A 25,485-nucleotide genomic window follows, 5' to 3' on the forward strand; every position below is an offset into this window, starting at 1 on the left:
ACTGTCTAATCAAATGAGGTTGTCGGTGTCAGACCCGCAGCGCTGCGTCGCCCCAGACCACCTTGTCGTTGTCGTCGAAGCCGGAAGCGTCCGAGGGCCGGAAGAAGGTCATCTGCAGGCGTAGTCGCTGCCCGTTGGCCACCTTAACGGCGACCTTCTTGGAGGCGCCGGCGGCGAGGGTCTCCTCATGAATCACCTCCTGGTCCACGATCACTTCGAACTTGACTTCCCGGTTGCCGTTCCGGTTCTTGTCCGACAGCCCGATGACGGCGGTGAACTCGGCGTACCGGCGTCCCAGGTCGTATTCGGCGTAGACCTGCTTGGCTTCTGACCGCCCGTAGCCCTGCGCGAAGGAAATGCTGTGGACGTAGGTCTTGCCGCTCACGTTAGCGGCACCCTTCTCGGGGGTTTCCCCGCGCAACATCTGCTCGTCGGCCAGATAGACCATGTTGGGCGGGATGCCGTCCGAGGAGGACTCGCCATCCTCGCTGGTGGCATCGTCAAGATCCTGCCTCAGGCCATCCCGCTCCTCGCGCAGCCTGTCGATGTCTAGGACCAGCGTGTCTCGCTCGGTCTTGAGCGTAGCTACCTGCTCAGAGAGACCGGACACCTCGTCAGAGAGCGCCTCCACCCGGCCCTCGGCCTGATCTTTCTGCTGGTTGACCCGCACACTTACCACGCCGAGCACTGCGGTCAGCAGCGTCAGAACTGCGGTGCAGACACCGAGGATGGCGATGATCTTTTTGGTTCGGAGTTCCATAGCGTTTTCCGCCACGGGCCGCGCGTCGCTCGTGCGCCCATCGCCGCTTTGCTCTTCCGCGCGGTTGTCGCGACTCTTCTGCGACATTGAACCTCCGTTGACGATAGCGTCATGTCGACGCGAGACGCTAGCGAAGATCCCACGAAAGAGCAATGGACCTGCCGGATCGGGAACTGACCCGATCAGCCGCTTCGGGCTAGTTTGATCGCACCTAATCAGGCCGTTCGAAGCTAGCGGGTTCACTGATCGATCCAACTTGGAGATGGGGGCTCGCAACCCTTCGGTGATCACTTGGGTGTCGAGTCGGATGGCTCCCTAGAAAGAGCCGTGAGCATGGTCGATGATACGAGCAGGCCATTGGCCTCGACGGCAGGGTGGTCGACCAACTTGAGTTGCTGTCGGCCAGGTCCTCAACTGTGCTGTGAGCTTCTTACTCTACTTCAACCCACGCAATGGTTTGCCGCCGAATCCGGTGCGTGGGTTGAGGAAGAGCAAAGGCGGGAGTGGAGAGGGTGGGTCGCTGGCCCATTCACTCCGTCGGCACCGCAGGACCGGCAGCCCTCTCGGCCAGCCGATGGTCGCTTGTTGGGACAGAGCTCCCGGCCAGTTCCGGAACCGCAGATCAACACCCCGCCACAATGTCGAGAAGCCGACAATCGCGATCTGGACATCGCTGCGACTCTTCGGTTCGTCGACGTTCGACTGTCCGTGCCATATGGGCCGATCCTCCGGATGAGGAAACAGGAATGCCCGGTCGTCGTCCACGGTCGCACCCTCGGGTGTTGCCCCTGTATGTCGGCCCCTGGTAAACAGAGTCAGAACCGCCAGAGGGCGTTCCCTCCCCACGATCGTCATTGATTCATCCGGCGCTAGGAAGTGAGCCATCATATGTCGTTCATCAAAAGGTTCGGGGCGCTGACCCTTGGTGTCTTCCTTCTCGCTGGAACGGCTTGCAGCGGATCCGGGCCGACCGGTAATCAGGACGCTTCGGCGCGGGAGATTACGCTAAACTTCCCGACCGCTCCGCCCCAGGTCGATATGCCTCATCTAATTTGTCTCGATGATGCGGTCGTGGCGTCGATAATCGGACAACCGGTGACCGACAAGAAGACGTCTGAGGACGATTCCGGGCTGTCGGAGTGCTATTACGAATTTGGCTCGGAAAAACTTCTTTTCATGGCGTTCCGACGGAATGTACAACGAACCGGACATCCCGGTCGGGGGATGCCAGCAAATGACCTCGGGCCAGATTTCATCCGGTTTAGAAACCAGGAACAGCATGGCGCGATTTGTGAGGTCTTCGAGCCTACATTGTTCGACGTGGTGATCTACGACTTCCGCACGTCACACGACTCGGGCATGCTGTGCGGATGGGCCAATCAACTGATCAAGCTTCCCTTCCACGAACCGGTGCCCGCCGAACTGGCCATTCCGGCCGAGGGACGCCCCGGAGCCTGCAACTGGCTGGGTGACGCTGATCTCCCGGTGCCGGTCGGGCCTGAGACGACTTTCAGCCGTTACGCACAGCAGACGACGATGTTTGGTCGCCCGTTCGTCCCGGCCCAGGGTTGCCAGGTCACGGCCGGGGATGTGCACGTCTGGTGGTGGGTCTCGGAGTCGCTGCCTGCCGACGATATCGCGCAGGCAGTCAAGGACTACGACTCCGGTGGTGGCCGGCGTGCTGACGTGGGCGATGCCGGGTTCAAGACCTTTCCGCTGGGCATCGCGTGCGTCAAGGGCGATCGCCTGATCGAGGTGGCCATCCAGACGCCCGAGACCGCAGGCCGGGAAGAAGCTGAACTCCGCCTGGCCCAGGCGGTAGTCGCCGCGATCTCCTAACCCGCTGATCAACTAGTGCCCCGTCATGCAGCCTTGAACGGGTAATCCGGATGGCGGATCTTGGATCCGGTGGCGAATCCTGATTTCGGTCTGGCGTGCTGGTTGCGCCAGCGGATGTAGGCGCCGATGGCGGTGTCCTGTTCGGCGTGGGTGCGGTGGTCGGTGCCGTTGAGGGCGAAGTACCTGACGGCGGCGAACTCGGCCTCGATCCAGTTCAGCCACGACGCGTACGTCGGTAGGAACACCAGGTCGATCTGGTTGGCGGCGCACCAGGTACGGACCTCTGGGTGCTTGTGCGGGGAGAAGTTGTCCAGGATCAGGTAGAGCCGGTCGTCTGGCCAGCGGCGGCGCAGGGTCTTGAGGAAACCGAGGAACTCGCGCCAGCGTTTGCGGTCGCGGATGCGGTAGTGCAGGCGTCCGGTGGTCAGGTCGAGGGCGGCGATCATGTGCCGCACGCCCTGGTCGCGGGTGTAGGTGGCCCGTAGCCGCACAGGGTGTGCGACGGGCCGCCAGGCGCGGCCGGGACGGGGTTGCAGGTTCAGCGGCCCGAACTCGTCGACAGACAGCACCCGACCATCAGCTGGTGGATGGTCGTAGAGGTCCAGGATACGGCGCATCTTCGACGTGAAGTCGGGGTCGGTGCTGGCCTTCCACGTCTTGGTGGCCTGCCACGAGATCCCGCGTTCGTGCAGGATCCGGCGGATGGTTTCGATGCTGATCGCTGTGACGTGACCGGCTTCGATGAGGTAGTCGCGCAGCTTGGCCAGGGACCAGCAGGAGAACGGCCGGCCGAGGAAACGGGGGTCGCACCGGGCGATGACACAGATCCAATCGCGGGTCTGCTCATCAATCCGTCTCGGTGCGCCCCCGCTCCATTTTGGGTTCAAGGCGTCGACCCCCCGCTCGTTGAACGCGTGGATCACGTCACGGACGTAGTCCTCGCTGGCCTTGAGCAGGTGAGCGATGTCCGGGGCCGGCTGCCCCTGGGCAGACATCAGCACCACGATCGCCCTGCGCAACTTCACTGGGTCCCTCGCGGTCCGGGTGATCCGCTGCAACCGCTGCCCCTCGGCCATCGACACCTGCCGGACGAACACCTCCGGCCGTCTACCCACCGGCCACCACCTCCCACCACGAGTACTGGGGGACAGCCTGCCCGATACATCCTCAGAACCAGCGGATTACACGATCAACGTTCAAAGACGAGGCACTAGGTTGCGGCGAAGTAGCGGACTTCTGGCGCCCGGGATGCCGCCATACCGCCGAACCGGCGAGTCCACCACAGGAGTGCGGCTAACCGTCAGCTTGCCACGCCGGCCTTGAGCCCATTCATGAAGCTGGCCCAAGAGGAGGCGTCGAAGGTGAGCATCGGGCCGCTGCGGTCCTTGGTGTCACGGACATCCACCGCACCGCCGTCGATCCGGACTTCGACGCAGGCGGCGTTGTTGGAGCTGCGGGAGGACTTGAACCAGCCACGGTCAGGGGCGGGACGAGGGGCCATCACGTCATCTCCTTGGCGATCCGCCGGATCAGCGCCAGCGACTCCGCCGAGCTTAGCGCCCGCTCCCGTGCCTCAGCGAAGGTGACCACGTAGTCCGCGACCCTGCTCGACTGGTCGATGATGTCGCTGGAGGTGAGCACCTCCTGCCAGACGAGTTCGGGCAGCCGGGGCGACGGGAACGACAGGATCTGGAACGGGCCGCCAAGCGCAGGATGCGCCCCGGCGGTGAAGGGCATGACCCTGATCTCGAACTGCTCCGGCCGCTCGGTCAGCAGCCGATCGAGGTGGTCGAGTTGGGCGCGCATCACCTCGGGGCCGCCTACTTGCTGCCGCAGCGCGCCCTCGGCGATCACGGTGGTCAGCCGCAACGGGTGGTCGCCGTCGAGCCGCCGCTGCCGCGCCATTCGCACGGTGACCCGCCGCTCCATCTCGGTCAGCCGGACGTAGGTGTTGCCGCCTCGGATGACCGCGCGGGCGTACTCCTCGGTTTGCAACAGCCCGTGCAACAGTTCGTTGTCATAGGTGCGGATGTGCTCGGCCCCTGCCTCGTAGCCGAGGAAGCGAAGGAACTCGGCCGGGAAGAGCTGTGAGTACTGGTGCCACCAGGCGCGCGTCATGGCGGCCACCCGCAGCTCCTCCAGCTCGGCGGCGTCGGCAGGGTCGATCTCGTACACCGTGACGAGCTGGGCCAGCCGGTCGCCCGGCAGCTTGACCCGCCCGGCCTCCACCCCGGAGATGTACGCCTGGGTGATGCCGCTGGCCCGACCGGCGGCCACCGCCGTCATCCCCACTTCCTCGCGGCGTTCACGCAGCCGCAACCCCAGCTCCCATGCCTGCACGGTCGGGGACACAAGCAACGGCCGCTTGCGGCGCGTCCTTCCGGAGTTCGATGGCATCTCGATCCGCTCCCTCCACTGTCGCATCTACGGCGCTCACAATATCCGTCAAAGCTTTCTCGCGATAGGTTCTTGATATAAATAGCGGTATCGGCGATGCTGCCACGGGGAGCTTCACTGTCCACAAGGAGGCGGCATGTTGAGCGAGATCAGGTGGTTTCCTCGGGAGCCGGAGGTGCGGCACGCCCTGTCGCTCTGCCGGGTGGTCGACGCCAGCACCCGGGACGAGTGGTACGACCTGCTCGGGGTCATCCGGGTGCCGGTGCGCCCACAGACGCCGGAGACGCCGCACGATCGGCTTCGGGACTGGGCGCTGGCCACCCTGAGAGCCGGTGGCTACGGCTTCGGACGCTACTACGCGAGCCTCTCCACGCTCGACCAGGACGGCGAGCCGGACAAGTTGATCGCGGAGGAGAACATCAACTGGTCCGGCAGCGAAGCCCTGGTCCCGGCCGACCGATCAACCGACGGGTGAAACGTCACCCGCGCGAACCCTATGGACACCGAGATGATCGAGCGGGCTGCCCTGGTCGCCCTACTCCGTCGCCCTCATGCAGGCTGGCCGGAGACGACGCTGCAGATCCAGGAGAACGGCAGCGCCAAGGCCGTCCTTGACCACACAGTCGGCCATTCCGCCACGCTCTTCCCGGATGCGGATTCGGCAACCAGTCTGCTCGACGCTGCCGCCGCCGAGATCGCCGAGTGGCAGGCAGAGGGGATCGGCGTCCACGCCTTCTTCGACGCCACCTACCCGGCCCAACTGCTCGGCATCCGGGAGATGCCACCGCTCCTGTTCAGCCGAGGTGATTTGCGGGTTCATGACCGGGCGGTCGCCCTCGTCGGCAGCCGCAAGGCAAGCAGGGACGGGCTACGGATCGCCCGAGCGTGTGCCACCACCTTGGTAGGGCGTGGCGTGACCGTGGTCAGCGGGCTCGCCACCGGCATCGACACCGCCGCTCACACCGCCGCACTGGAGGCAGGAGGCCGCACCGTCGCCGACGTGGGGCTGGTGATCTCGCAGTTCTGGCCTGACACCCCGCCGAGCCGCCAGAGTTTTCCCATGCGCAACGCCGTCATGAGCGGATACGCAGTCGCGACTGTCGTCGTCGAAGCAGGCGAGACCAGCGGAGCACGCGTCCAGGCCCGGCTCGCCCTCCAGCACGGTCGTCCCGTCGTTCTCACGAGTCAGGTCATGCAGTGCGACTGGGCCAAGGCGTTCGCCGAAAAGCCCGGCGTCTACGTCGTCCACGGCACCGCACAGCTGCTAGAAGCCGTCGATGACATCCTCAGCTACCAACCTACCGAAGCTGGCCTGGAGAACTTCCCTGACTTCGCACTCCACTGCTGAACACTGACCGAAGAGTCTCGCCTGGCGTCGATGCGGCCGCCCCCTGGAAGGTGCCGCAGCGGCCGGTTCCCCTGGTGTCGTTCCTAACCGCTACGGTCACCTCCATGAATGGGGAGGGTGTGCTCGCCGCACCGGATGAGCGGGGGATCCGCGCCGAGCTGCAGAAACTGGTCCTGGATGACCTGCTCGGGCCGCTCCACGGTGCGGCGGAGGAGTTTCCGACCAGGGAGAATCCGCTCGATCGCTACCTGCTCGGTCGACTCGCTCCCAACGGTGAGTCGGTTGACCCGTCCGATCAGGACACCCTCGATGAGGCCACTGTGTCCGATCCGGTGGAGGGGGGTGCCGAGCCGAGCGCCCCGAGCCTGCCCAGCATGGCGCCCTCCGCGATCGGCTTCACCACCTCCGTGCCGGTGTCGGTCACCCAGCTACGGCTCACCGCTGCCTGGGGCAGCTACGACATGGGGGTGTCGGATCGGGAGGAGCACGCCGGGCAGCGGGTCTGGCGACGGCACCAGCGCGGCGGCCCGGTGACGGTGACCCTGAGTGAGGGGTTGCTGGCTCCGGAGCCGGTCGACACGGCTCAGCCGAAGGTGGTGGTGCGTGGTCGGGCACGTCGCCTGGGCGAGCACTGGCTGGTCTCGCTCTTCCTGGAGAACCGGCAGCACAGTCCGTCGCCTCGGGACCCCAAGCAGTGGATCTTCCAGGTGGAGCTGAGCGCTACCGGCCCCGAGGAGGGCGAGCCGGTCTTCGTGCCCCGGCCGGAACAGGTCTCCGGTGGTGATGCCGCAGATCAGGCCGAGCGGCGTCGGCTGGCCATGGCCTACCGCTTCCAGCCAGAGTTCGCGGTGGGGCACGGCACGGCCGTCTCGGCCGAGGTGGCGCCCTCCGATCCACTCCTAGCCCACAGGATCTGCACCACCACCGTTCCCGTCCACGAGATGCCCTTCACCGACGTGCCCGACAGCAGGCAGGACAAGGATCTGCTGCCCGAGCTGGCCGAGGTGGAGCTGGACATGAAGCGGCTGGCCGAGTTGGCCGAGGCCGGGCCCGCTGCGACGTTGACCAGGGCGCTACGGCCCCTCGTCGCCGGCTACCGCAGGTGGATCACCAAGAACGAGGCGAGCGCCGGCGACCCGGCGCGACGACTCGACGAGTACCGCCCGGAGGTGCGGGAGGCCCTGCGTGACGCGCGGACCTCGGCCGACCGGATCGAAGCCGGCATCAACCTGCTGGCCGCAGATCCGACGGCGCGCGAGGCGTTCGGCTTCGCCAACCGGGCGATGTATCTGCAACGTGTGCACACCGTGGCCGCCAGTCGCCGACGGGAGGATCCGAAGACTGCGCTGGCGGATGCGGTAGCTGCCGTCGACCAGCCGGACAACCACCGGTGGCGGCCGTTCCAGTTGGCCTTCGTCCTGCTCAACCTGCCGGCGCTGGCCGACCCCCGGCACCCGGAGCGCAGTGCCGACACCGACCAGGCCATCGCCGACCTGCTGTGGTTCCCCACCGGTGGCGGCAAGACCGAGGCGTACCTCGGCCTCACCGCCTTCGCCATCGCGGTACGCCGTCAGCAGCCGGAGTACCCCGGGTTGACCGGCCGCGACGGGCTGACGGTGCTGATGCGCTACACCCTGCGCCTGCTCACGATCCAGCAGTTCGAGCGGGCGGCCACCCTGATCTGCGCGGCGGAGACCCTGCGCCGCGCAGATCCGCAGACCTGGGGCGAGACGCCGATCCGCATCGGGTTGTGGGTCGGGGGCCGGGTCACCCCGAACCGCACCCAGGACGCCAAGGAGTGGCTGGATCAACGGCGGCAGAATCGCCCCAACCGGGGGGTCGGTTCGCCGCATCAGCTCACCAGTTGCCCCTGGTGCGGCACCAGGATCGACCCGGGTCGACACATCGTCGTGGAGCGGGAGCCCTGGCGCACCCTGGTGCTCTGCCCGGACGTGGACTGCCCGTTCAGCACCCTGGGCGGCTTCTCGCTCCCCGAGGACCAGCGGGGGCTTCCGGTGCTCCTGGTCGACGAGGAGATCTATCGACACCCACCGGCCCTGGTGATCGCCACCGTCGACAAGTTCGCCCAACTGCCGTGGAAGGGTGAGACCGCCACCCTCTTCGGCCGGGTGCACAAACGCTGCGAGCAGCACGGCTACCTGACCGAGGACCTCGAAGCCACCGACTGGGAGCGCCGGCGACACCGGCCGGGAAACCGGGTGCTCCCCTGCCCGCCGCTGCGCCCGCCGGACCTCATCATCCAGGACGAGCTGCACCTGATCTCCGGCCCGCTCGGTTCGCTGGTCGGGCTCTACGAGACCGCAGTGGACCGGCTGGCCAGTTGGGAGCCAGAGCCCGGGCACCTGTCCCGACCCAAGGTGATCGCCTCGACGGCCACCATCCGCCGCGCGCAGCAGCAGATCGGCGCGTTGTTCCACCGGCGGACCCAGGTCTTTCCGCCGCCGGGGCTGGACGCCGCCGACAGCTTCTTCGCCCGGCAGCGCGAGCACGAGCAGAAGCCGGGTCGCCGCTACGTCGGCATCTGCGCGCACGGCAACCGGCTCCGGTCAACCCTGATCCGGGTGTACGTCTCGGTGCTCGGCGCGGCGCAGAAGCTCCACGACAAGTACGGCGGCAACCCGGTCACCGACCCGTACATGACCCTGGTCGGATACTTCAACAGCCTGCGTGACCTGGGTGGTATGCGGCGGGTGGTCGAGGACGACATCTCCACCCGACTCACCCGCGCGGACGAACGCGGACTGGCCCGGCGCTACGACCCGCACCTGGAGGAGTTGACCTCCCGGATGTCCTCCGACGCGATCCGGCCCCTGCTGGACCGGCTCGCGGTGCGGTTCTCCGGCACCCGAGCCAAGGGCGGGCAACGGCCGATCGACGTACTCCTCGCCACCAGCATGATCTCCGTCGGTGTCGACATCGATCGGCTCGGCGTGATGGTGGTCGCCAATCAGCCGAAGTCGGCCGCGGAGTACATCCAAGCCACCAGCCGGGTCGGCCGACGGGCCCCGGGGCTGGTCTTCACCGTCTACAACTGGGCCCGGCCGCGCGACCTGTCCCACTATGAGCGGTTCGATCACTTCCACGCCACCGTCTACCGGCAGGTCGAGGCCCTGTCGGTGACCCCCTTCGCCGAGCGGGCCATCGACCGGGGTCTGACCGGGGTGCTGGTAGCGCTGATCCGCGACCTGGAGGACACCTACAACGGCAACCTTCGGGCCCGGGACTTCGACCGGCACAGTCAGCTCGCCGAGCACGTCGTGAGTTTCCTCAAGCGGCGCAGCACGGTGGCCGCCGACAACACCATCAGCCGGCGGGTGGTGGACGAGTTGGAGGCCCGTCTGGACCTCTGGGCCCGGGAACGGATGCGACCCGCGCGGCGGCTGGCCTACGACAAGCCGTACCACAGCGACGACATCGCCGGGCTGCTGCACCGCCCGGACGAGGGCCGGTGGGAGCAGACCACCTGCCCCACCTCGCTGCGCGACGTGGAACCCGGCATCCAACTCCAACTGCAACTCGCCGCCCTCGACGAGGAGCCCCCGCCGTTCCTCCCGCCCGTCGTGAACGCGCCCGGAGGTGCCTCGTGACCGGTCCGCAGCAACGCAGCCTCCGGGTCGGGGCGCTGCGCCCCAACCAACTCCTGCACACCTACGGCGTCGGGTCGGTGGCCGACCTGCCCAGCCTGTCCGTGCTGACCCTCGGGTTGGCGCACTGGGACCTCACCCACTCCGCCCCGGTCGTCGAGGAACGGCTGCTGGCGGCGCTCCGGCGCAGACTCGGCGATCAGGTGGAGAGCCTGCGCCTGCCGCCGCACCTGCCGGAGACCTCCGACCCCTTCGCCGACTGGACCCGGGTGGGCGTGCCGGTGACCCTCTTCCCCACCTGGCTGCGGTGCTCCGACACCCGGTGCAACCGGCTGGCTCCGGTCACCTCCGGGCTGTTCGAGCTGCTCTCCTCCCCCTTCCAGCCGGACAAGGCCCGCTACGTGCACAGCTGCCGGGGCAACGGCCCGTCCCGGCCCACCGCAGTGCCCGCCCGTTTCGTGCTGGCCTGCGACAACGGCCACCTGGACGACTTCCCCTGGTCGTATGTCGCACACAAAGGGACCGATCCCGGCCCCGGGCACACCCTCAAGCTCACCGAGCGCGGCAGCACCGGTGAGACGACCAACATCATCATCAACTGCGAGTGCGGGGCCGCCCAGGCGATGTCCCAGGCGATCGGCAAGCCCGCCGAGCGGAACCTTCCCGCCTGTCGGGGCCGTCACCCCCACCTGGGCACCTACGACGAGCGCTGCGGCGCCGCCACCCGGACCCTGGCCCTCGGTGCCACGAACAGTTGGTTCGCGATGCAACTGCGCGTCATCAGCCTCCCCCGGGCCGAGACCCCGGTCGACCAGGTGGTCGCCGACAACTGGAGGGACCTGGGCGTGCTCGCCGGGCTGAACGCCGAGATCGCCAAGCAGATCATGCAGTCCCAGGTCTGCTGGCCCGAGTTGAAGCCGTACGGCGTCGACCGGGCCTGGGAGGCCATCCAACGGCACGCCGCCGCCGAAGGCACCGACGGCCCAAGCCACGACGACACCGATCTGCACACGCCCGAATGGCTCGCCTTCACCTCCGGCCGCACCTTTGAACTGCCCGACTTCACCACCCGGCCGGAGCCGGTACCGGCCCAGCATCGGGATTGGCTGCGGGACGTGGTCCTCGTTCCCCGGCTGCGGGAGGTCGCCGCACTGTACGGCTTCACCCGGATCGACGCCCCCGAGTGGGTGGTTCTCGACACCCCGGACCGGCGGCGGGCCCCGCTGACGGTCGGCCGGCCCACCTGGCTGCCCTGCGCGGAGATGCGCGGGGAGGGGATCTTCCTGCGCCTAGCCGAGGACCGGATCGTCGAGTGGGAACACCGCCCGGAGGTCAAGCGGCGCGAGAAGATGTTGACCGTCGCCCACGACCGCTGGCGGGCCTCGCGGAACATGGACCCGAATCCGCATCCCGGGCTGCGATACGTCCTGCTGCACACGTTCGCGCACGTGCTCATCCGTGAGCTGGCTCTGGAATGCGGCTACAGCGCCGCCGGCATCCGGGAACGCATCTACCCCGGAACGGACGACACTTCCGCCGCTGGAATCCTGCTCTACACCTCGGCACCCGACAGCGAGGGCACCCTGGGCGGGCTCGTCTCCCTGGGGCGCACCGACCGGCTGGGCGCGCTCATCGAACGCGCCCTGGAGGCCGCCCGGCTGTGCAGCTCGGATCCGCTCTGCGCGGAACACGACCCGAGGGTGCACTCCCGGCTGTCCGCCGCCGCCTGCCACGCCTGTCTCTTCGCCGCCGAGACCTCCTGCGAACGAGGCAATCACTACCTGGACCGGGCCCTGCTCGTCGACACCCTCACCGATCCCGGCTCCGGCTTCTTCACCGCATGAGTCACGAGCGATTCGCCGAGGTGATCGCCGACCTCGCCACCGCCCTCCCCGCCGACCACATCGCCGCCTGGGCCGGTGTGCTCGGCAGCGTGGACCGGGAGCCGGACGCCGCCCTGGCGGTCGACCTCATCGCGGCCCGGCCCGGGTTCTCGGTAGCCACCCAGGCCACCAGGCTGATCACCGCCTGGCAGGCCGAGGCGCCCGACCTGCCCGGCTCGGCGGTGGCTCTCGCGCTGCGGGGTGCCGCAGTCATGCAGCAGCGGGTCGAAACACAACGGACCCGGTTGGTGGTCAGCGGCCCGACCAGCCCTGCCGTACCGGTCCGGCTGACCAGTTCCGTGATCGTGCAGGTCATCCGCGAGGCCCGGAGCCGTCTGCTGGTGGCGAGCTTCGCCGCGTACCGGGTGCCCGAGGTCGTCGCCGAGTTGCGCTCGGCGGCGCACCGGGGCGTACACATCGATCTGATTCTGGAAAGCTCGGCCGAGGACGGGGGTGCCCTGCGGGGATCGTCCGGGGCCGCAGCCGCCTTCGCCGCCGTACGCGAGCAGGCCAACTTCTGGCACTGGCCGGGAGCCCGCCGCGCCGCCGACGGAAGCCCGCGCGCCGCACTGCACGCGAAGTTCGTCGCCGCCGACGACCGGCAAGCGGTGATCACCAGCGCCAACCTCACCGGCCGGGCGCTGTCCGACAACATCGAGGTCGGGGTGATGCTCAACGATCCGCAGGTCGTCGGGCGGCTCGTCGCGCACTTCCGGGCCCTCACCGACCCGCGCACCGGCCCGCTGGAGCGGCTCACCTGAACCCGCCTGGGCGGTGCGGCAGGTGGTGGTCGGGTCAGCTGGGCCAGGCGCGTAGGAGCAGGTCGCGGGTGTCGCCGAGCAGTTGCGGCAGGACCTTGGTACGCCCGATCACCGGCATGAAGTTGGCGTCACCGCCCCACCGGGGCACCACGTGCTGGTGCAGGTGGGCGGCGATGCCCGCGCCGGCCACCCCGCCCTGGTTCATCCCCAGGTTGAAGCCGTGGGCGTTGCTGACCTTGCGGATCACCCGCATGGCGGTCTGGGTGAAGGAGGCCAACTCGATGGTCTCCGGCTCGTCCAGGTCGGTGTAGTCGGCCACGTGCCGGTAGGGGCAGACCAGCAGGTGACCCGGGTTGTACGGGTACAGGTTGAGCACCACGAAGACGTGCTCGCCCCGGGCCACCACCAGGCTCTCCTCCTGGGATCGGCCGGGGGCCAGGCAGAAGGGGCAGCCGGAGGGCTTCTCGTAGCCCCCCTCGGGCCGATCCTCACCGGAGATGTAGGTCATCCGGTGGGGGGTCCAGAGCCGGTCCAGCCCGTCTGCCATGTCCCTGTCGGTGTGCTGCTCGTCCGCCCCAGTCACACGGCGATCCTACGTACCGCGCGGGGGTGGTCCGCCACCCGCACCGTGCGGTGCCCGACGACCGCGACCGCCGCTGAGGCCCGTTCGCAGATGGAAACAAGGATTTATTGACGATTACATCGACATCGATGAAACTTTCAGTCCCCTTACCTCGAAGATCGTCGATTTGGAGTTGCTGTGGAACGACGTACCGTCCGGCACCGTCTGGGGCGCGCCCTCACCGCCTGCGTACTGGCCGCACTGGCCAGCCTGGCAGCGGTGGCCGCCACCGGCACCCCCGCCCAGGCCGACGCCTGCTACACCTGGGGCCGAGCCCTCTCCTCCGGCATGACCGGCGAGGACGTACGCCAGTTGCAGATCCGGGTCTCCGGCTACCCCGGCTACGGCGCGGTGCTCACCCTGGACGGGGCGTACGGTCCCGCCACCCGGTCGGCGGTGATCCGCTTCCAGCAGGCCTACGGCCTGGCCGCCGACGGGGTGGCCGGCACGCAGACCTTCAACCAGATCTACGCCCTGCAGGACTCGGACTGCACCCCGGTCAGCTTCAGCTACGCCGAGTGGAACCGGTGCAACAGCGACTGGTCCGGCGGCGCGGTCTCGGCCAGCACGGCACGGTTCAACGCCCTGGTCTCCATGTGGAAGCTCCAGGCGATGCGCCGGGCCATGGGCAACTCACCGCTCTACCTCAGCAGCGGATTCCGCAGCTACTCCTGCAACAGCGCGGTCGGCGGCGCCGCAAACAGCCGACACCTGTACGGCGACGGGATCGACCTGGTCGGGTCGCACTCCTTCTGCGCACTCGCCCAGCAGGCCCGCAACCACGGGTTCACCAACATCCTCGGCCCGGGATACCCCGGACACAACGACCACACCCACCTGGGCAACACGCCCAGCCGGTCCTGGTCGGCACCGAGCTGCGGGATCTGAGACCCCCATGCGACGGCGGCCCCACCGAACGGGGGGCCGCCGTCGTGGCGGGTCAGGCGGCCGAGGGGCCGATGTTGGTGCGGGACTTCACCACGTCCAGGACGTGGGTCACCGCCTCGGCCAACGGCACCCCGTTGCGCTGCGAGCCGTCCCGGTAGCGGAAGGAGACCGTGCCGGCGGCCACGTCGTCGTCCCCGGCGATCACCATGAACGGGATCTTCTGCTGCTGGGCGGTACGGATCTTCTTCTGCATCCGGTCGTCACCGGCGTCCACCTGGGCCCGGATGCCCTCGGCGCGCAGCGCGGCGACGAAGCCGTGCAGGTAGTCCGCGTGGTCGTCCCGGATCGGGATGCCGACCACCTGCACCGGGGCCAGCCAGGCCGGGAAGGCACCCGCGTAGTGCTCGGTGAGCACCCCGAAGAACCGCTCGATCGAGCCGAACAGGGCCCGGTGGATCATCACCGGCCGCTGCCGGGTGCCGTCCGCGGCCTGGTACTCCAGGTTGAAGCGCTCCGGCAGGTTGAAGTCGACCTGGATGGTGGACATCTGCCAGGTCCGGCCGATGGCGTCCTTGACCTGCACGGAGATCTTCGGGCCGTAGAAGGCCGCGCCGCCCGGGTCCGGCACCAGGGCCAGGCCGGACTCCTCGGCGGCCGAGCGCAGGGCCTCGGTGGCCCGCTCCCAGTTCTCGTCGGTGCCGACCGACTTCTCCGGGTTACGGGTGGACAGCTCCAGGTAGAAGTCGTCCAGGCCGTAGTCGCGCAGCAGTTCCAGCACGAAGGCCAGCAGCGACTTCAGCTCGCCGGCCATCTGCTCCTCGGTGCAGAAGATGTGCGCGTCGTCCTGCGTCATGCCGCGTACCCGGGTCAGGCCGTGCACCACGCCGGACTTCTCGTACCGGTAGACCGTGCCGAACTCGAACATCCGCAGCGGCAGTTCCCGGTAGGAGCGACCACGGGAGCGGAAGATCAGGTCGTGCATCGGGCAGTTCATCGGCTTGAGGTAGTAGCTGGCGCCCTCCACCTCCATGGGCGGGAACATGCCGTCGGCGTACCAGTCCAGGTGCCCGGAGACCTCGTACAGGTGGCCCTTGGTGATGTGCGGGGTGTTGACGAACTCGTACCCGGCCTGCTCGTGCTTGAGCCGCGAGTAGTTCTCCATCTCCCGGCGGATGATGCCGCCCTTGGGGTGGAAGACCGCCAGGCCGGAGCCCAGCTCGTCCGGGAAGCTGAACAGGTCCAGGTCCGCCCCGAGCTTGCGGTGGTCGCGCCGGGCGGCCTCCTCCAGCAGCTTCAGGTACGCCTTCAGCTCGTCGCGGGTCGGCCAGGCGGTGCCGTACACCCGCTGCAACTGCGGGTTGCGCTCCGACCCCCGCCAGTACGCGGCGGCCGAACGCATCAGCTTGAACGCGCCGATCAGCCGGGTGCTCGGCAGGTGCGGGCCCCGGCACAGGTCCGACCAGCAGACCTTGTCCTCGTTGGCGGCCAGGTTGTCGTAGATGGTCAGCTCACCGCCGCCGACCTCCATCACCTCGGAGGAGTCCAGCCCTTCGCCCTTGACGTCGATCAGTTCCAGCTTGAACGGCTCGGCGGCCAGCTCGGCCTTCGCCTCGTCCAGGCTGTCGAACCGGCGCCGCCGGAACCGCTGCCCGGACTTGATGATCTCCTGCATCCGCTTCTCGAGCTTGGCCAGGTCGTCCGGCTGGAACGGCTTGTCGACCGCGAAGTCGTAGTAGAAGCCGTTGTCGATCGGCGGGCCGATGCCGAGCTTGGCCTCCGGGAAGATGTCCTGCACCGCCTGGGCGAGGACGTGCGCGGTCGAGTGCCGCAGCACGTTCAGCCCGTCCGGCTCGTTGAGCGCGACCGGCTCGACGACGGTGTCCTCGGCCGGGCACCAGTCCAGGTCGCGCAGCATCCCCTGCGGGTCGCGGACCACCACGATCGCCTTCGGGCCACTGGTGGGCAGTTCGGCGGCGGCCACCGCGTCGGCCGCCGTCGTCCCGGCGGCGACGACGACGGGGTCGGCCACGGCGGGGGTACGGGGTGCGGACACGGGAGACTCCTCGCAGCAGATGTGACGGTAGGTGCCGATCTCGGCTCCCTGTGATGCTATCGGTCGCCCCGCAGGCGAGCGCCGCCGACACCGGCCGGGGGCCCGCTGCCCCCGGCTGGAACCAGGGCCGGCCGTCGTTGAACCTTTCCGGCCCGGCATCCGAACTACCTGGTGTGACCGGAGTCGGTTCCGGTCCTGGAACAGGGATGGGGACCCGGATGGCGAGGACGTGCGGTGGAGGCCGTCGACGCCGGGGTGGGCCAGTCGCCGTACTGGTCACCGCGCTGGTGCTGCTCTGGCCGGCGGCGGCCTGGGCCGACGGGGTGAGCTTCACCCCTACCGAGGCGCAGCAGGGCAACTCGGTGAAGATGGAGTTCACCGTGCCGGACGAACGGCCGGGGGTGCGTACCGAACGCATCGAGATCCGGATGCCGGTGGACCCGCCGATCGCGGAGGTCTATCCGCTGTCGGTGCCCGGCTGGGCGCCGACCATCACCCCCCGCAGGCTGGAGGTGCCGGTGGCCGGTCTGCACGGCCCGCCGACCGATGTCGTCACGGCCGCCCTGACCTGGACCCGGGCCCCCGGTCCGGCGGAGGCCGGTCCGGCCCGGCTGGTGTTCTCGATGGCCCCCCTGCCCCAGGCCGAGCAGGTGACCTTCGAGCTGACCCAGACCTACGCCGACGGGCTCCAGGTGCACTGGGGTACCGGGCCCGGTCAGCGTCCGCTGCCGCCGCTGACCCTGACCCCGGGCGATCCGGCCTACCCCGCGCACGGCGGACACGGCACCGCCCCGACCGCCGGGTCGGCCGCCCCGGGCGACACCGGTCCGAACGCCAACAGTCTGCTCGCCGCCGGTCTGGTCGCCGGTCTGGGTGGCGGCGCGGTGGTGGGCTGGCTGATCAGTCGGCGCCGTCGCGGCGAGACCATCGACCGCTCGGTGCTCGCCGAGGAACCGACGGGACCGCCCGCCGAGCGGGAAGGCTCGGAGCAGCCGACAGACCAGGAAGGCCCGGCGCAGGTCGCCGAGCGGGAGCAACCGGCCCGCGCCGGGCGCTGAGCCGACCTCAGTCGACCCAGTCGGGTAGCGGCTCCCGGGCCGCCAGCCAGGCGGTGGGCACTCCGCCGGGGGTACCCACCGAGGTGTATCCGGCCACCACCCCGCCGACGATGGCGGCCGTGGTGTCCACGTCCCCGCCCGCCTCGACACAGGCCCGTACCGCCGAGGGGTAGTCCGCCAGGTGGGTGGCGGCCACCCAGAGGGTGAAGGCCACGGTGTCCTGCGCGGTGACCCGGGCGCCGTTGCCGAGGGCCGCCACGACCTCGGCGAGGGGACGGCCGAGCAGCCCACCGGCCCGGCGTACGCCCTGGTGCACCTCGGTCGCCGGGTCCAGGGCGGCGGCCACCGCGGCGAGCAGCCGGGCCGGGGCGGGCCGGTCCCCGTCCAGGCGGGCCCGGGCGGCCAGCGAGGCGGCCACGGCCACGGCCACCGCCCCGGCGATGCCCTCCGGGTGGGCGTGGGTCACCTCGGCCGAGGCCCGGGCCTGGGCGGCGGCCCGGTGGGTGGAGTCGGCGAAGTAGGCCCCCAGGGGCGCGACCCGCATCGCCGCGCCGTTGCCGCAGGAGCCCTGCCCGTCGAAGGCGGAGGCGGCGGCGACCGGCCAGGGGGTGCCGGTACGGATCAACCGCAGGATGCGCACCGCACCCGGGCCGTAACCCCGGTACGGCTCGCACCGCTGGGCGAAGTCGACCGCCAGGGCGTCCCGGTCGATGCCGCCGGCCTGGGCGAGTGCGGCCACCACCGAGCAGGCCATCTCGGTGTCGTCGGTCCACTGCCAGGGCGGCGGCGGGAGCAGACCGGCCGCCAGATCGCCGGGGGCCCGGCCGGGTACGAAGAACTGGGAGCCCAGGGCGTCGCCGACCGACAGCCCGGCGAGACTGTCCCGGGCCAGCATCAGTCGGGTGTCCGGATAGAGGGTGAAGGTCATCGTTGGAACAGCTTGGCGGGTTCCGGGGTGGGCCGCAACAACGCTCGGTGCGCCGCGCCGAGTACCGTGCTGGGGTGGCCACCGTCCTCCTGGTCGAAGACGATCATGTCGTACGCGGCGCGATGCTTCGCTCCCTCACCGATCGGGGCCACGCGGTGCACGCGGTGGGCAGCGCCCTGGACGCCCTGCGTCGGGTCGCCGCGGAGGCACCTGACCTCGTCGTGCTCGATCTGGGGCTGCCGGATCTGGACGGCTCGGACGCCCTGCGGATGTTGCGCGGCATCACGGACGTGCCGGTCATCATCGCCACCGCCCGCGACGACGAGCAGTCCGTGGTCCGGCTGTTGCGCGCCGGGGCGGACGACTACATGGTCAAGCCGTTCACCGGGGCCCACCTGGACGCCCGGATCACCAGCGTGTTGCGCCGGGTGGGGCGGGCCAGTCGGGCGGAGCAGCCGGCGGTGCTCACCGTCGGTGGCCTGCGGGTGGACCTCGGCGAACGCAGCGCGCAGTTGGACGGGGCGGCGCTGGCGCTGACCCGAAAGGAATTCGACCTGCTGGCGTATCTCGCCGCCCGCCCCGGCCGGGTAGTGTCCCGGCGGGAGCTCTTGGAGGAGGTATGGCGGCAGCCATCGGTCGGCGAGGATCAGACCATCGACGTTCACCTGTACTGGCTACGGCGCAAAATGGGCGAGTCCGCGGCGAAGCCGCGCTACCTGCGCACCGTGCGGGGGGTGGGCTTTCGGCTGGTCGCCCCGGACTGAGGCGGTCGCTGGCCCTGTTGACGGCCGGGATGGGCGTCCTGCTGGCGCTGGCCTTCCTGGTGCCGCTGGGGCTGACCCTGGGCGCACAGGCCCGGGAGGAGGCGATCGCCGACGCGGCCCGGCGCAGCGCCCTGGTGACCGGGGCCCTGGCGGTCAGCACGAAGCCCGAGGTGGTGGCCCGGGCGATCGACGCCAGTAGCGATGATCCGGCTACCCGCCCGGTCGTGCACGGCCTGAAAGACGTCCCCTCGACCGGACGCGCCGACGCCGGGCAGTTGGCGCAGGCCCGCTCCGAGCGGCGGTCGATGGTGCTGGACGTCGACGGGGGCGTGGTGCGGCTGGATCCGGTGGTGCTGGCCGACCGTACCGCCGTGGTGGAGGTCTTCGTTGCGGAGTCCGCGCTGGGCGAGGGCGCCGGCACCCGGTGGCTGCTGCTCGCCGGGGTGGCCGTGGCCCTGGTGGGCGCCGCCGTGCTGGTGGTGGACCGGGTGGCCGCCCGGGCCGTGGACGCCACCCGGGATCTGGTCAAGGCGGCCCTCGCGGTGAGCGACGGTGACCTGGGGGTACGCGTCGAACCCAGCGGCCCCCGGGAACTGGCCGAGGCGGGCCACGCCTTCAACCGGATGGCGGAGCGCTTCGTCGCGGCCCGTACGGAGGAACGGGAACTCGTGGCGGATCTGTCGCACCGGCTGCGTACCCCGCTGACGGTGTTGCGTCTGGATGCCGAGGCCCTGGAGTCCGACGACACCAGCGTGGGCTCGTTCAGCCAGGCCGAACTGGATCACCGGCGGGGAATCCGGCGGATCCGGCAGGCGATCGTCACCCTGGAGGGTGAGATCGACACCCTGATCAAGACCACCCGCAAGGCGGTGGCCACCGAGGCCGGTCCGGCCATGTGCGACGTGAGCGAGGTGGTCCGGGAGCGGATGGTCTTCTGGGCCGCCCTGGCGGGTGACCAGAACCGCCCGCACCGGGTGATCGGGGCCCAGTTGCGCATCCCCGCGCCGGTGCCCCGGGCGGAGCTGGCCGCCGCCCTCGACGCGGTGATCGGCAACGTGTTCCGCTACACCCCGCAGGGCACCGCCTTCGAGGTGGCGGTCTCTCGGCGCGACGGGTACGTGGCCATCCGGATCGACGACGCCGGACCGGGCATCGCCGATGCCGACCGGGCCCTGCGCCGGGGCGCCAGCGACCAGGGTTCCACCGGCCTGGGGTTGGACATCGCCAAGCGGGTGGCGTTGCAGGCCAACGGGTCGGTGAGCATCGACCGGGCGCGGCTGGGCGGGGCCAGCGTGGTGATGCTGCTGGCCGACCCGGAGGCGACACCCCGGCAGGTCAGCCGGTTCGGCCTGGTGGGCCGGATGGCCCGGGAGCAGAAGAGCAGTGGACGCCGGTGGCCCCGACAGCGTCCGACGGACACCTGAATCGCCGGAAGATCCCCGGGTGACCGTTCGGGCTGTGCCCCGGCGCAAGTCTTCCTTAGATCCGGATTAATCCCCACCCGGTACCGGCCGAGCACTGTCAGGATTCGGTGCGAAACCAGCAGTTCCCCCGGCCTTCCGCTCCCAGCGCACCGGCCGGTGGAGCCGTGCGCGCGGCGGGAGACACGGTCCCCCCACGTACCTGTCTTCCGCCGCGCGCCCCTCGATCGGCTCGGGTCTCTCAGGCCGACGCGGCGGCCAGGTAGGCGTCGATCTCGTCGAGGATCTGCCGCTTGCCGGTCTCGTCGAGGAAGGACGCGGTCACCGCGTTGCGGGCCAGTTGCGCCACCTGCGCCGGGCCGGCCTCCAGCAGACGGGCGGCCACGGCGTACTCGTCGTTGAGGGTGGTGCCGAACATCGGCGGGTCGTCGGAGTTGATGGTGACCAGCAGCCCGGCCTCGATCAGGCGGGGCAGCGGGTGCTCCTCGATGCGGGGCACCGCCCGGGTCCGCACGTTCGAGGTCGGGCACACCTCCATCGGGATCTGCCGCTCGGCCAGGTACTCCAGCAGCCTCGGGTCTCCGGCGGCGGAGATGCCGTGCCCGATCCGCTCGGCCCCCAGCTCGCGCAGGGCGTCCCAGACGGTCTGCGGGCCGGTGGTCTCCCCGGCGTGCGGCACCGAACGCAGCCCGGCCGCCCGGGCCTGGTCGAAGTAGGGCTTGAACTGCGGGCGCGGCACCCCGATCTCGGGCCCGCCGAGGCCGAAGCTGACCAGCCCCTCCGGTCGCTGCTCCAGGGAGATCCGCAGGGTCTCCTCGGCGGCGGCCAGGCCGGCCTCTCCCGGGATGTCGAAGCACCAGCGCAGCTCGATGCCGAAGTCGGCGGCGGCCCGCTTGCGGGCGTCCTCGATGGCCTCGCAGAAAGCCGCAGCGGGGATCCCCCGGCGCACGTGCGAGTACGGCGTCACCGTCAGCTCGGCGTAGCGGACCTGCTGGCGGGCCAACTCGCGGGCCACCTCGTGGGTGAGGATCCAGACGTCCTCCTGGTCGCGGATCAGATCCACGACGCTGAGGTACAGCTCGATGAAGTGCGCGAAGTCACGGAACACGAAGTAGTCGGCCAGCAGTTGCGGATCCGCCGGGACCGGGGTGCGTCCCTCGTGCCGGGCGGCCAACTCGGCCACGATCCGGGGCAGGGCGGAGCCGACGTGGTGCACGTGCAGCTCCACCTTGGGCAGTCCGGCGATGAAGGTGGGCAGATCGGTCACAGACTCTCCTGGGCGCTGGCGCCGGTTCGGGCGACGACGAAGATCCGGCGGAACGGGAAGTACACCTGCCCCTGCCGCACCGGGTACGCCTCGGTCAGGCGTACCCCCAGGGCGGCCCGGAAGGCCGACCAGCGGGCCGGGTCCAGCGCGGCCCGGACCGGACGCAGGGCGGTGCCCTCCATCCAGGTCAACACCGGATGGTCCGCGTCGGGCGGGGCCGCCAGCAGGTGCACATAGACAGTCTCCCAGGCGTCCACCGCACAGTCGGCATCGACCAGCGACTCGGCGTAGTCGACCAGTTCGGCGACCGGTTCGGCGCGCAGCAACGGAAGCAGGTCGGCCTGCCAGGCCGGGTCTGCGGCGACCTCGCGCAGCGCGCGGTGCGATCCGGCGGTGAAGTTGCCCGGCATCTGCACGGCCAGCCAGGCACCGGGCGGTAGCTCACCGGCCCACCTGGTGAGCAGGTCCCGGTGACCGGGCACCCACTGAAGGGCGGCGTTGCTGACCACCACCTCGGTGCTCGGGTCGGGGTGCCAGTCCCGCAGGTCGGCCACCTCGAAGGTGACCGGGGTGTCCAGGGCGGCGGCCTGGGCGATCATCTCGGCCGAGGAGTCCAGCCCGATGATCCGGCTGTCCGGCCAGCGGGCGGCGAGGGTGGCGGTCAGGGAACCCGGACCGCAGCCTAGGTCGACCACCGTGTGGGGCCGGTCGGCGGCCACCCGGGCGAGCAGGTCATGAAAGGGCCGGGAGCGCTCGTCGCGGTAGCGCAGATAGGTCTTCGGGTCCCACATCCCGACCTCCCAAAATAAAAACCGTACGTACGTCTTGTTAGAGTACGGCCCGACCCGGCCGGAGGCAACCGTGGCCACTAGGCTCGCCCCATGGAGCAACGCACCTTCCCCCGACTCGGCCGGCAGGCCGGCGTGGTGGGCCTGGGCGCCTGGCAGCTCGGCGCCGACTGGGGCACGGTCAGCGAGGACGACGCGATGGCGGTGCTCAGCGCCGCCGTCGAGGCCGGGGTCACCTTCCTGGACACCGCCGACGTGTACGGCGACGGGCGCAGCGAGCAGCTGATCGGGCGGTTCCGCGCGGCCCACCCGGAGGCCGTACTGACGGTGGCCACCAAGATGGGCCGCCGGGTACCGCAGACCCCCGAGGCGTACACCCTGGACAATTTCCGGGCCTGGACCGACCGGTCCCGGGCGAACCTCGGAATGGACACTCTGGATCTGGTGCAGTTGCACTGCCCACCGACGGTGGTCTTCGCCGACGACGCGGTCTTCGACGCCCTCGACACCCTGGTCGAGGAGAAGCGCATCGCCGCGTACGGGGTCAGTGTGGAGACCTGCGAGGAGGCCCTGACCGCGATCGCCCGGCCGGGGGTGGCCAGCGTTCAGATCATCCTCAACGCGCTGCGCCACAAGCCGATCGAACGGGTGCTGCCGGCCGCCGCGAGCGCCGGGGTCGGCATCATCGCCCGCGTTCCGCTGGCCAGTGGGCTGCTCTCCGGCCGCTACGACGAGCACACCACCTTCGCCGCGGACGACCACCGGTCGTTCAACCGGCACGGGGAGGCCTTCGATGTCGGGGAGACCTTCTCCGGTGTCGACTTCGCCACCGGCCTGGCCGCCGTACGCCGGCTGGCCCCCCTGGTCGGCGACGGCCGGACGATGGCCCAGTTCGCCCTGCGCTGGGTGCTCGACCAGCCGGGGGTCACCGTGGTGATCCCCGGGGCCCGGGACGGGGCACAGGCCCGCGCCAATGTCGCCGCGGCCGGTCAGCCCCCACTGTCGACATCGGAACTGGCCGAGGTGACCGCGGTCTACGACGAGCTGATCCGACCGCAGGTGCATCACCGATGGTGAACGAACCGGCCGGCGGGGTCACCGACCGGCCCGAGGACAAGCAGGTCGTGATGAGCGGCTGGTTCCGGCTGACCCTCGGCCTGCTGGGGGTGGTCCTCGGCGCGGCCTGCACGGTGCAGGGGCTGGGCTACGTCGAGGACAGTGTGATGACCGGTCACCGGATCTGGGCCGTGATCGGCCCGGTGCTGATGGTGTCCGGGCTGGTCCTACTCTGGCTGGGGGTACGGGCCCGCAACCGCCGCTGACCCGCACTCGGTACCGGACCTTGTGGTCGGGTACCGGATGCGGTGGGCCCGGTCGGGGGTGGATTCCCCGGCCGGGCACGGAAAGCCCCGCGCACGGAAAAGCCCCGCGTCCGGTAGGAACGCGGGGCTTCACACCGATGTCTGGGGCGGCCGCGCCACTGGCCGGCAGCCGCCGACCGGTGTTGTCAGAGGGGGCGGACCTGCTCGGCCTGCGGACCCTTCTGGCCCTGGGCGATCTCGAACTCCACCCGCTGGTTCTCCTCCAGCGAGCGGTAGCCGCTGGACTGGATTGCCGAGAAGTGGACGAACACGTCAGCACCCCCGCCATCGACGGTGATGAAGCCGAAGCCCTTGTCAGCGTTGAACCACTTCACGGTACCCTGCGCCATGTGTATCTCCTTCTAAAACTGGCGGCCAAGCACGCCGTGCGGCCGGTTGGCCGTTTTCGAGCAGCGGTGCCTGAGGCGGCCCCCGGTGAAGGAGACTTCTCTCAACCCACGCCATCTCTCAACAGCGTGGAATAGCAAACCACGTACGCAAAAACTCTGCACAGCCTACCGGACGAAATTCTCCGACATGTGACCTGACGGATAGGTCAGTCCCACTGGGTGGTGGCCGCGCACGAGTCGAAGGGCCCCTTACCGGGCGGGTCTAATCGGGCCAACTGCCGGTCAACCGGCGTACCCCGACCGCTCCGCCCCGGTCCACAGCGGCCCGTACCACCGAGAAGATGGCACCCTGCAAGGCGGCGGCGGCCAGGATCTCGGCCCACCGGCGGTCCTCGTCGGTGGGGTTGGGCGCCTCACCGTCCCCAGCGGTCATCTTCCACACCTGACGAAAGATGACACCCGCGAGCGCACCGGCGGCCAGCCCCATCAGCACGCCGACCGGCCGGTAGGCCGCTTTGCCGATTTTGTTACTCATCCACGCCTCCCCTGGATGATGGCCAGAATCACCGCGGCGACGACCGCTCCGGCGGCCAGCGCCAGGAAGGGGGCCGGACCGCTGCGGGCATCACCCGTCGCGGCGTCGCGCCGCATCCCGGTCTGCGCGCGCATCCGCGCCACCGTCACCGCGGCCTGGTCCCGTACCCGTTCCCGGGTCTGGTCCGCAGAGGACCTCAGCCGCTTCTTGATGTCGGCCTTGGCGGCCAGCGCCTCCATCGTCTCGCCCAGCTCGACCCGGGTGCGCTGGATCTCCTCCCGCAGCGCCTCGGTGTCGCCGGTGCCGTTGCGTGTCATGCCCGCCCCCTGTCCCGGACCGCGGCGCTGACCACGTCGACGTCGGCGCGCAGGCTGCGCACGGTCGCCTGCGGCACCGGCGGCACCGCCCGACGAACCTGCCGTCGTCCGATCAGGGCGAGCACCCCGGCGATCGGGAACATGGCCACCCCCACGATCAGGGCGGCGGCCCACGCCGGCAGCACCAGGGCCAGCAGCAGGATCGCGGTGGTGATCAGCGCGGCGAGACCGAAGAACGCGAACACGCCGCCCCCGGCGAGCAGACCGACTCCGATGCCGGCCCGCTTGCCCTTCTCCGTCACCTCGGCGCGGGCCAGCGTCAGTTCGTCGCGTACCAGGCGGGAGACCTGCTCGGTCGCCCGCTGGACCAACTCGGCGGTGGACGGTTCGCCCCCATTGTGGGGTGTCCTCCCGTTGTGGGATGTCCTCCCGTTGTGGGATGCCCGGATGTTCGCCACGTCGGCCATGCTGTCCCCCTCTCGTTCATCTTCGCGCTGTGTGCCCGAACTCGGCGCCGGTCAATCCTGCCTGCGGATGGTC

Annotated in this window: 25 protein-coding genes; 12 read left to right on the forward strand and 13 right to left on the reverse strand. The window is 69.8% G+C overall.

What is annotated here, in order from left to right:
- Positions 1-28: 28 nt before the first annotated feature.
- The gene (locus ACLQ2T_RS11225; RefSeq protein WP_425765945.1) at positions 29-847 is read right to left on the reverse strand and encodes an NPCBM/NEW2 domain-containing protein; all 819 of its coding nucleotides are present in this window, start codon (positions 845-847) and stop codon (positions 29-31) included.
- Between the two features lie 801 nt (positions 848-1,648).
- Between ACLQ2T_RS11225 and ACLQ2T_RS11230 the strand changes: the two genes are divergently transcribed.
- Positions 1,649-2,599, forward strand: coding sequence for a hypothetical protein (locus tag ACLQ2T_RS11230; protein ID WP_425765946.1), 951 nt, complete (start codon positions 1,649-1,651; stop codon positions 2,597-2,599).
- 23 nt (positions 2,600-2,622) lie between these two features.
- On the opposite strand, the gene ACLQ2T_RS11235 is transcribed toward ACLQ2T_RS11230, so the two are convergent.
- The 3 genes from ACLQ2T_RS11235 to ACLQ2T_RS11245 all read right to left on the reverse strand — a co-directional run bounded on the left by ACLQ2T_RS11235 (position 2,623) and on the right by ACLQ2T_RS11245 (position 4,996).
- Entirely contained in the window at positions 2,623-3,714 is a 1,092-nt protein-coding gene (locus ACLQ2T_RS11235) for an IS630 family transposase (RefSeq protein ID WP_425765947.1), read from the reverse strand.
- A 185-nt stretch (positions 3,715-3,899) separates the two neighbouring features.
- Positions 3,900-4,100: a DUF397 domain-containing protein gene (locus ACLQ2T_RS11240; protein ID WP_425765948.1), complete on the reverse strand. Its 201-nt coding sequence runs from the start codon at positions 4,098-4,100 to the stop codon at positions 3,900-3,902.
- On the reverse strand, positions 4,100-4,996 hold the full coding sequence (locus tag ACLQ2T_RS11245; protein WP_425765949.1) for a helix-turn-helix domain-containing protein: 897 nt from the start codon (positions 4,994-4,996) through the stop codon (positions 4,100-4,102). Before ACLQ2T_RS11245 ends, ACLQ2T_RS11240 begins: the two co-directional genes overlap by 1 nt.
- 136 nt (positions 4,997-5,132) lie before the next feature.
- Here ACLQ2T_RS11245 and ACLQ2T_RS11250 point away from each other — a divergent pair, with 136 nt between their 5' ends.
- The 5 genes from ACLQ2T_RS11250 to drmC all read left to right on the forward strand — a co-directional run bounded on the left by ACLQ2T_RS11250 (position 5,133) and on the right by drmC (position 12,593).
- Positions 5,133-5,471 (forward strand): hypothetical protein, encoded by a 339-nt coding sequence (locus tag ACLQ2T_RS11250; RefSeq protein WP_425765950.1) that lies wholly within the window; start codon positions 5,133-5,135, stop codon positions 5,469-5,471.
- Between the two features lie 33 nt (positions 5,472-5,504).
- A complete protein-coding gene (locus ACLQ2T_RS11255; protein WP_425765951.1) occupies positions 5,505-6,344 on the forward strand; it encodes a DNA-processing protein DprA in 840 nt (279 codons plus the stop codon).
- Positions 6,345-6,448: 104 nt separating this feature from the next.
- A complete protein-coding gene (drmA, locus tag ACLQ2T_RS11260; RefSeq protein WP_425765952.1) occupies positions 6,449-9,952 on the forward strand; it encodes a DISARM system helicase DrmA in 3,504 nt (1,167 codons plus the stop codon).
- A complete protein-coding gene (gene drmB, locus ACLQ2T_RS11265; RefSeq protein WP_425765953.1) occupies positions 9,949-11,793 on the forward strand; it encodes a DrmB family protein in 1,845 nt (614 codons plus the stop codon). The genes drmA and drmB overlap by 4 nt, the downstream gene beginning before the upstream one ends.
- Positions 11,790-12,593: a DISARM system phospholipase D-like protein DrmC gene (gene drmC / locus ACLQ2T_RS11270; protein ID WP_425765954.1), complete on the forward strand. Its 804-nt coding sequence runs from the start codon at positions 11,790-11,792 to the stop codon at positions 12,591-12,593. The genes drmB and drmC overlap by 4 nt, the downstream gene beginning before the upstream one ends.
- Before the next feature lie 34 nt (positions 12,594-12,627).
- Here drmC and ACLQ2T_RS11275 read toward each other — a convergent pair whose 3' ends face one another.
- Positions 12,628-13,140 (reverse strand): HIT family protein, encoded by a 513-nt coding sequence (locus ACLQ2T_RS11275; protein WP_425766269.1) that lies wholly within the window; start codon positions 13,138-13,140, stop codon positions 12,628-12,630.
- 213 nt (positions 13,141-13,353) lie between these two features.
- Here ACLQ2T_RS11275 and ACLQ2T_RS11280 point away from each other — a divergent pair, with 213 nt between their 5' ends.
- The gene (locus ACLQ2T_RS11280) at positions 13,354-14,103 is read left to right on the forward strand and encodes a D-Ala-D-Ala carboxypeptidase family metallohydrolase (protein WP_425765955.1); all 750 of its coding nucleotides are present in this window, start codon (positions 13,354-13,356) and stop codon (positions 14,101-14,103) included.
- A gap of 52 nt (positions 14,104-14,155) precedes the next feature.
- Here the strand turns inward: ACLQ2T_RS11280 and thrS are convergent, their stop codons facing one another.
- Positions 14,156-16,156 (reverse strand): threonine--tRNA ligase, encoded by a 2,001-nt coding sequence (gene thrS, locus ACLQ2T_RS11285; protein WP_425765956.1) that lies wholly within the window; start codon positions 16,154-16,156, stop codon positions 14,156-14,158.
- Positions 16,157-16,374: 218 nt separating this feature from the next.
- Here thrS and ACLQ2T_RS11290 point away from each other — a divergent pair, with 218 nt between their 5' ends.
- Positions 16,375-17,214 (forward strand): DUF1775 domain-containing protein, encoded by an 840-nt coding sequence (locus ACLQ2T_RS11290; protein WP_425765957.1) that lies wholly within the window; start codon positions 16,375-16,377, stop codon positions 17,212-17,214.
- A 7-nt stretch (positions 17,215-17,221) separates the two neighbouring features.
- Here the strand turns inward: ACLQ2T_RS11290 and ACLQ2T_RS11295 are convergent, their stop codons facing one another.
- Entirely contained in the window at positions 17,222-18,142 is a 921-nt protein-coding gene (locus ACLQ2T_RS11295) for an ADP-ribosylglycohydrolase family protein (RefSeq protein ID WP_425765958.1), read from the reverse strand.
- 74 nt (positions 18,143-18,216) lie between these two features.
- Here ACLQ2T_RS11295 and ACLQ2T_RS11300 point away from each other — a divergent pair, with 74 nt between their 5' ends.
- Positions 18,217-18,906, forward strand: coding sequence for a response regulator transcription factor (locus ACLQ2T_RS11300; RefSeq protein WP_425765959.1), 690 nt, complete (start codon positions 18,217-18,219; stop codon positions 18,904-18,906).
- A gap of 29 nt (positions 18,907-18,935) precedes the next feature.
- Positions 18,936-20,330 (forward strand): HAMP domain-containing sensor histidine kinase, encoded by a 1,395-nt coding sequence (locus ACLQ2T_RS11305; RefSeq protein ID WP_425765960.1) that lies wholly within the window; start codon positions 18,936-18,938, stop codon positions 20,328-20,330.
- A 238-nt stretch (positions 20,331-20,568) separates the two neighbouring features.
- Here the strand turns inward: ACLQ2T_RS11305 and ACLQ2T_RS11310 are convergent, their stop codons facing one another.
- Together ACLQ2T_RS11310 and ACLQ2T_RS11315 are read right to left on the reverse strand one after the other, a co-directional pair.
- Positions 20,569-21,594: an adenosine deaminase gene (locus tag ACLQ2T_RS11310; protein ID WP_425765961.1), complete on the reverse strand. Its 1,026-nt coding sequence runs from the start codon at positions 21,592-21,594 to the stop codon at positions 20,569-20,571.
- Positions 21,591-22,385 (reverse strand): trans-aconitate 2-methyltransferase, encoded by a 795-nt coding sequence (locus ACLQ2T_RS11315; RefSeq protein ID WP_425765962.1) that lies wholly within the window; start codon positions 22,383-22,385, stop codon positions 21,591-21,593. Before ACLQ2T_RS11315 ends, ACLQ2T_RS11310 begins: the two co-directional genes overlap by 4 nt.
- Positions 22,386-22,475: 90 nt before the next feature.
- Here ACLQ2T_RS11315 and ACLQ2T_RS11320 point away from each other — a divergent pair, with 90 nt between their 5' ends.
- Together ACLQ2T_RS11320 and ACLQ2T_RS11325 are read left to right on the forward strand one after the other, a co-directional pair.
- Entirely contained in the window at positions 22,476-23,459 is a 984-nt protein-coding gene (locus ACLQ2T_RS11320) for an aldo/keto reductase (protein WP_425765963.1), read from the forward strand.
- A 50-nt stretch (positions 23,460-23,509) separates the two neighbouring features.
- Positions 23,510-23,704 (forward strand): hypothetical protein, encoded by a 195-nt coding sequence (locus ACLQ2T_RS11325; RefSeq protein ID WP_425766270.1) that lies wholly within the window; start codon positions 23,510-23,512, stop codon positions 23,702-23,704.
- Positions 23,705-23,889: 185 nt separating this feature from the next.
- Here ACLQ2T_RS11325 and ACLQ2T_RS11330 read toward each other — a convergent pair whose 3' ends face one another.
- The 4 genes from ACLQ2T_RS11330 to ACLQ2T_RS11345 form a co-directional block, all read right to left on the reverse strand.
- Positions 23,890-24,093: a cold-shock protein gene (locus ACLQ2T_RS11330; protein ID WP_067306996.1), complete on the reverse strand. Its 204-nt coding sequence runs from the start codon at positions 24,091-24,093 to the stop codon at positions 23,890-23,892.
- 262 nt (positions 24,094-24,355) lie between these two features.
- Positions 24,356-24,628 carry a DUF4235 domain-containing protein gene (locus ACLQ2T_RS11335; protein ID WP_425765964.1) on the reverse strand — a complete coding sequence of 91 codons (273 nt, stop codon included), beginning with the start codon at positions 24,626-24,628 and terminating at the stop codon, positions 24,356-24,358.
- The gene (locus ACLQ2T_RS11340; RefSeq protein ID WP_425765965.1) at positions 24,625-24,945 is read right to left on the reverse strand and encodes a DUF3618 domain-containing protein; all 321 of its coding nucleotides are present in this window, start codon (positions 24,943-24,945) and stop codon (positions 24,625-24,627) included. Before ACLQ2T_RS11340 ends, ACLQ2T_RS11335 begins: the two co-directional genes overlap by 4 nt.
- A complete protein-coding gene (locus tag ACLQ2T_RS11345) occupies positions 24,942-25,412 on the reverse strand; it encodes a phage holin family protein (RefSeq protein ID WP_425765966.1) in 471 nt (156 codons plus the stop codon). The genes ACLQ2T_RS11340 and ACLQ2T_RS11345 overlap by 4 nt, the downstream gene beginning before the upstream one ends.
- Positions 25,413-25,485 lie beyond the last annotated feature (73 nt).

The organism is Micromonospora sp. DT229, assembly GCF_049844505.1.
Classification (GTDB): Bacteria; Actinomycetota; Actinomycetes; order Mycobacteriales; family Micromonosporaceae; genus Micromonospora.

What these genes read in the sequence shown, in the direction of transcription:
- ACLQ2T_RS11240 (WP_425765948.1), bottom strand. Translation starts at nt 4,100, where the DNA reads ATGGCCCCTCGTCCCGCCCCTGACCGTGGCTGGTTCAAGTCCTCCCGC.
- ACLQ2T_RS11275 (WP_425766269.1), bottom strand. Translation starts at nt 13,140, where the DNA reads ATGGCAGACGGGCTGGACCGGCTCTGGACCCCCCACCGGATGACCTAC.
- ACLQ2T_RS11340 (WP_425765965.1), bottom strand. Translation starts at nt 24,945, where the DNA reads ATGACACGCAACGGCACCGGCGACACCGAGGCGCTGCGGGAGGAGATC.
- ACLQ2T_RS11320 (WP_425765963.1), top strand. Translation starts at nt 22,476, where the DNA reads ATGGAGCAACGCACCTTCCCCCGACTCGGCCGGCAGGCCGGCGTGGTG.
- drmA (WP_425765952.1), top strand. Translation starts at nt 6,449, where the DNA reads ATGAATGGGGAGGGTGTGCTCGCCGCACCGGATGAGCGGGGGATCCGC.
- ACLQ2T_RS11245 (WP_425765949.1), bottom strand. Translation starts at nt 4,996, where the DNA reads ATGCCATCGAACTCCGGAAGGACGCGCCGCAAGCGGCCGTTGCTTGTG.
- ACLQ2T_RS11295 (WP_425765958.1), bottom strand. Translation starts at nt 18,142, where the DNA reads ATGACCTTCACCCTCTATCCGGACACCCGACTGATGCTGGCCCGGGAC.
- ACLQ2T_RS11255 (WP_425765951.1), top strand. Translation starts at nt 5,505, where the DNA reads ATGATCGAGCGGGCTGCCCTGGTCGCCCTACTCCGTCGCCCTCATGCA.
- ACLQ2T_RS11250 (WP_425765950.1), top strand. Translation starts at nt 5,133, where the DNA reads ATGTTGAGCGAGATCAGGTGGTTTCCTCGGGAGCCGGAGGTGCGGCAC.
- ACLQ2T_RS11305 (WP_425765960.1), top strand. Translation starts at nt 18,936, where the DNA reads ATGGGCGTCCTGCTGGCGCTGGCCTTCCTGGTGCCGCTGGGGCTGACC.
- ACLQ2T_RS11335 (WP_425765964.1), bottom strand. Translation starts at nt 24,628, where the DNA reads ATGAGTAACAAAATCGGCAAAGCGGCCTACCGGCCGGTCGGCGTGCTG.
- ACLQ2T_RS11325 (WP_425766270.1), top strand. Translation starts at nt 23,510, where the DNA reads ATGAGCGGCTGGTTCCGGCTGACCCTCGGCCTGCTGGGGGTGGTCCTC.
- ACLQ2T_RS11290 (WP_425765957.1), top strand. Translation starts at nt 16,375, where the DNA reads ATGGCGAGGACGTGCGGTGGAGGCCGTCGACGCCGGGGTGGGCCAGTC.
- ACLQ2T_RS11330 (WP_067306996.1), bottom strand. Translation starts at nt 24,093, where the DNA reads ATGGCGCAGGGTACCGTGAAGTGGTTCAACGCTGACAAGGGCTTCGGC.
- ACLQ2T_RS11230 (WP_425765946.1), top strand. Translation starts at nt 1,649, where the DNA reads ATGTCGTTCATCAAAAGGTTCGGGGCGCTGACCCTTGGTGTCTTCCTT.
- drmC (WP_425765954.1), top strand. Translation starts at nt 11,790, where the DNA reads ATGAGTCACGAGCGATTCGCCGAGGTGATCGCCGACCTCGCCACCGCC.
- ACLQ2T_RS11315 (WP_425765962.1), bottom strand. Translation starts at nt 22,385, where the DNA reads ATGTGGGACCCGAAGACCTATCTGCGCTACCGCGACGAGCGCTCCCGG.
- ACLQ2T_RS11225 (WP_425765945.1), bottom strand. Translation starts at nt 847, where the DNA reads ATGTCGCAGAAGAGTCGCGACAACCGCGCGGAAGAGCAAAGCGGCGAT.
- ACLQ2T_RS11345 (WP_425765966.1), bottom strand. Translation starts at nt 25,412, where the DNA reads ATGGCCGACGTGGCGAACATCCGGGCATCCCACAACGGGAGGACATCC.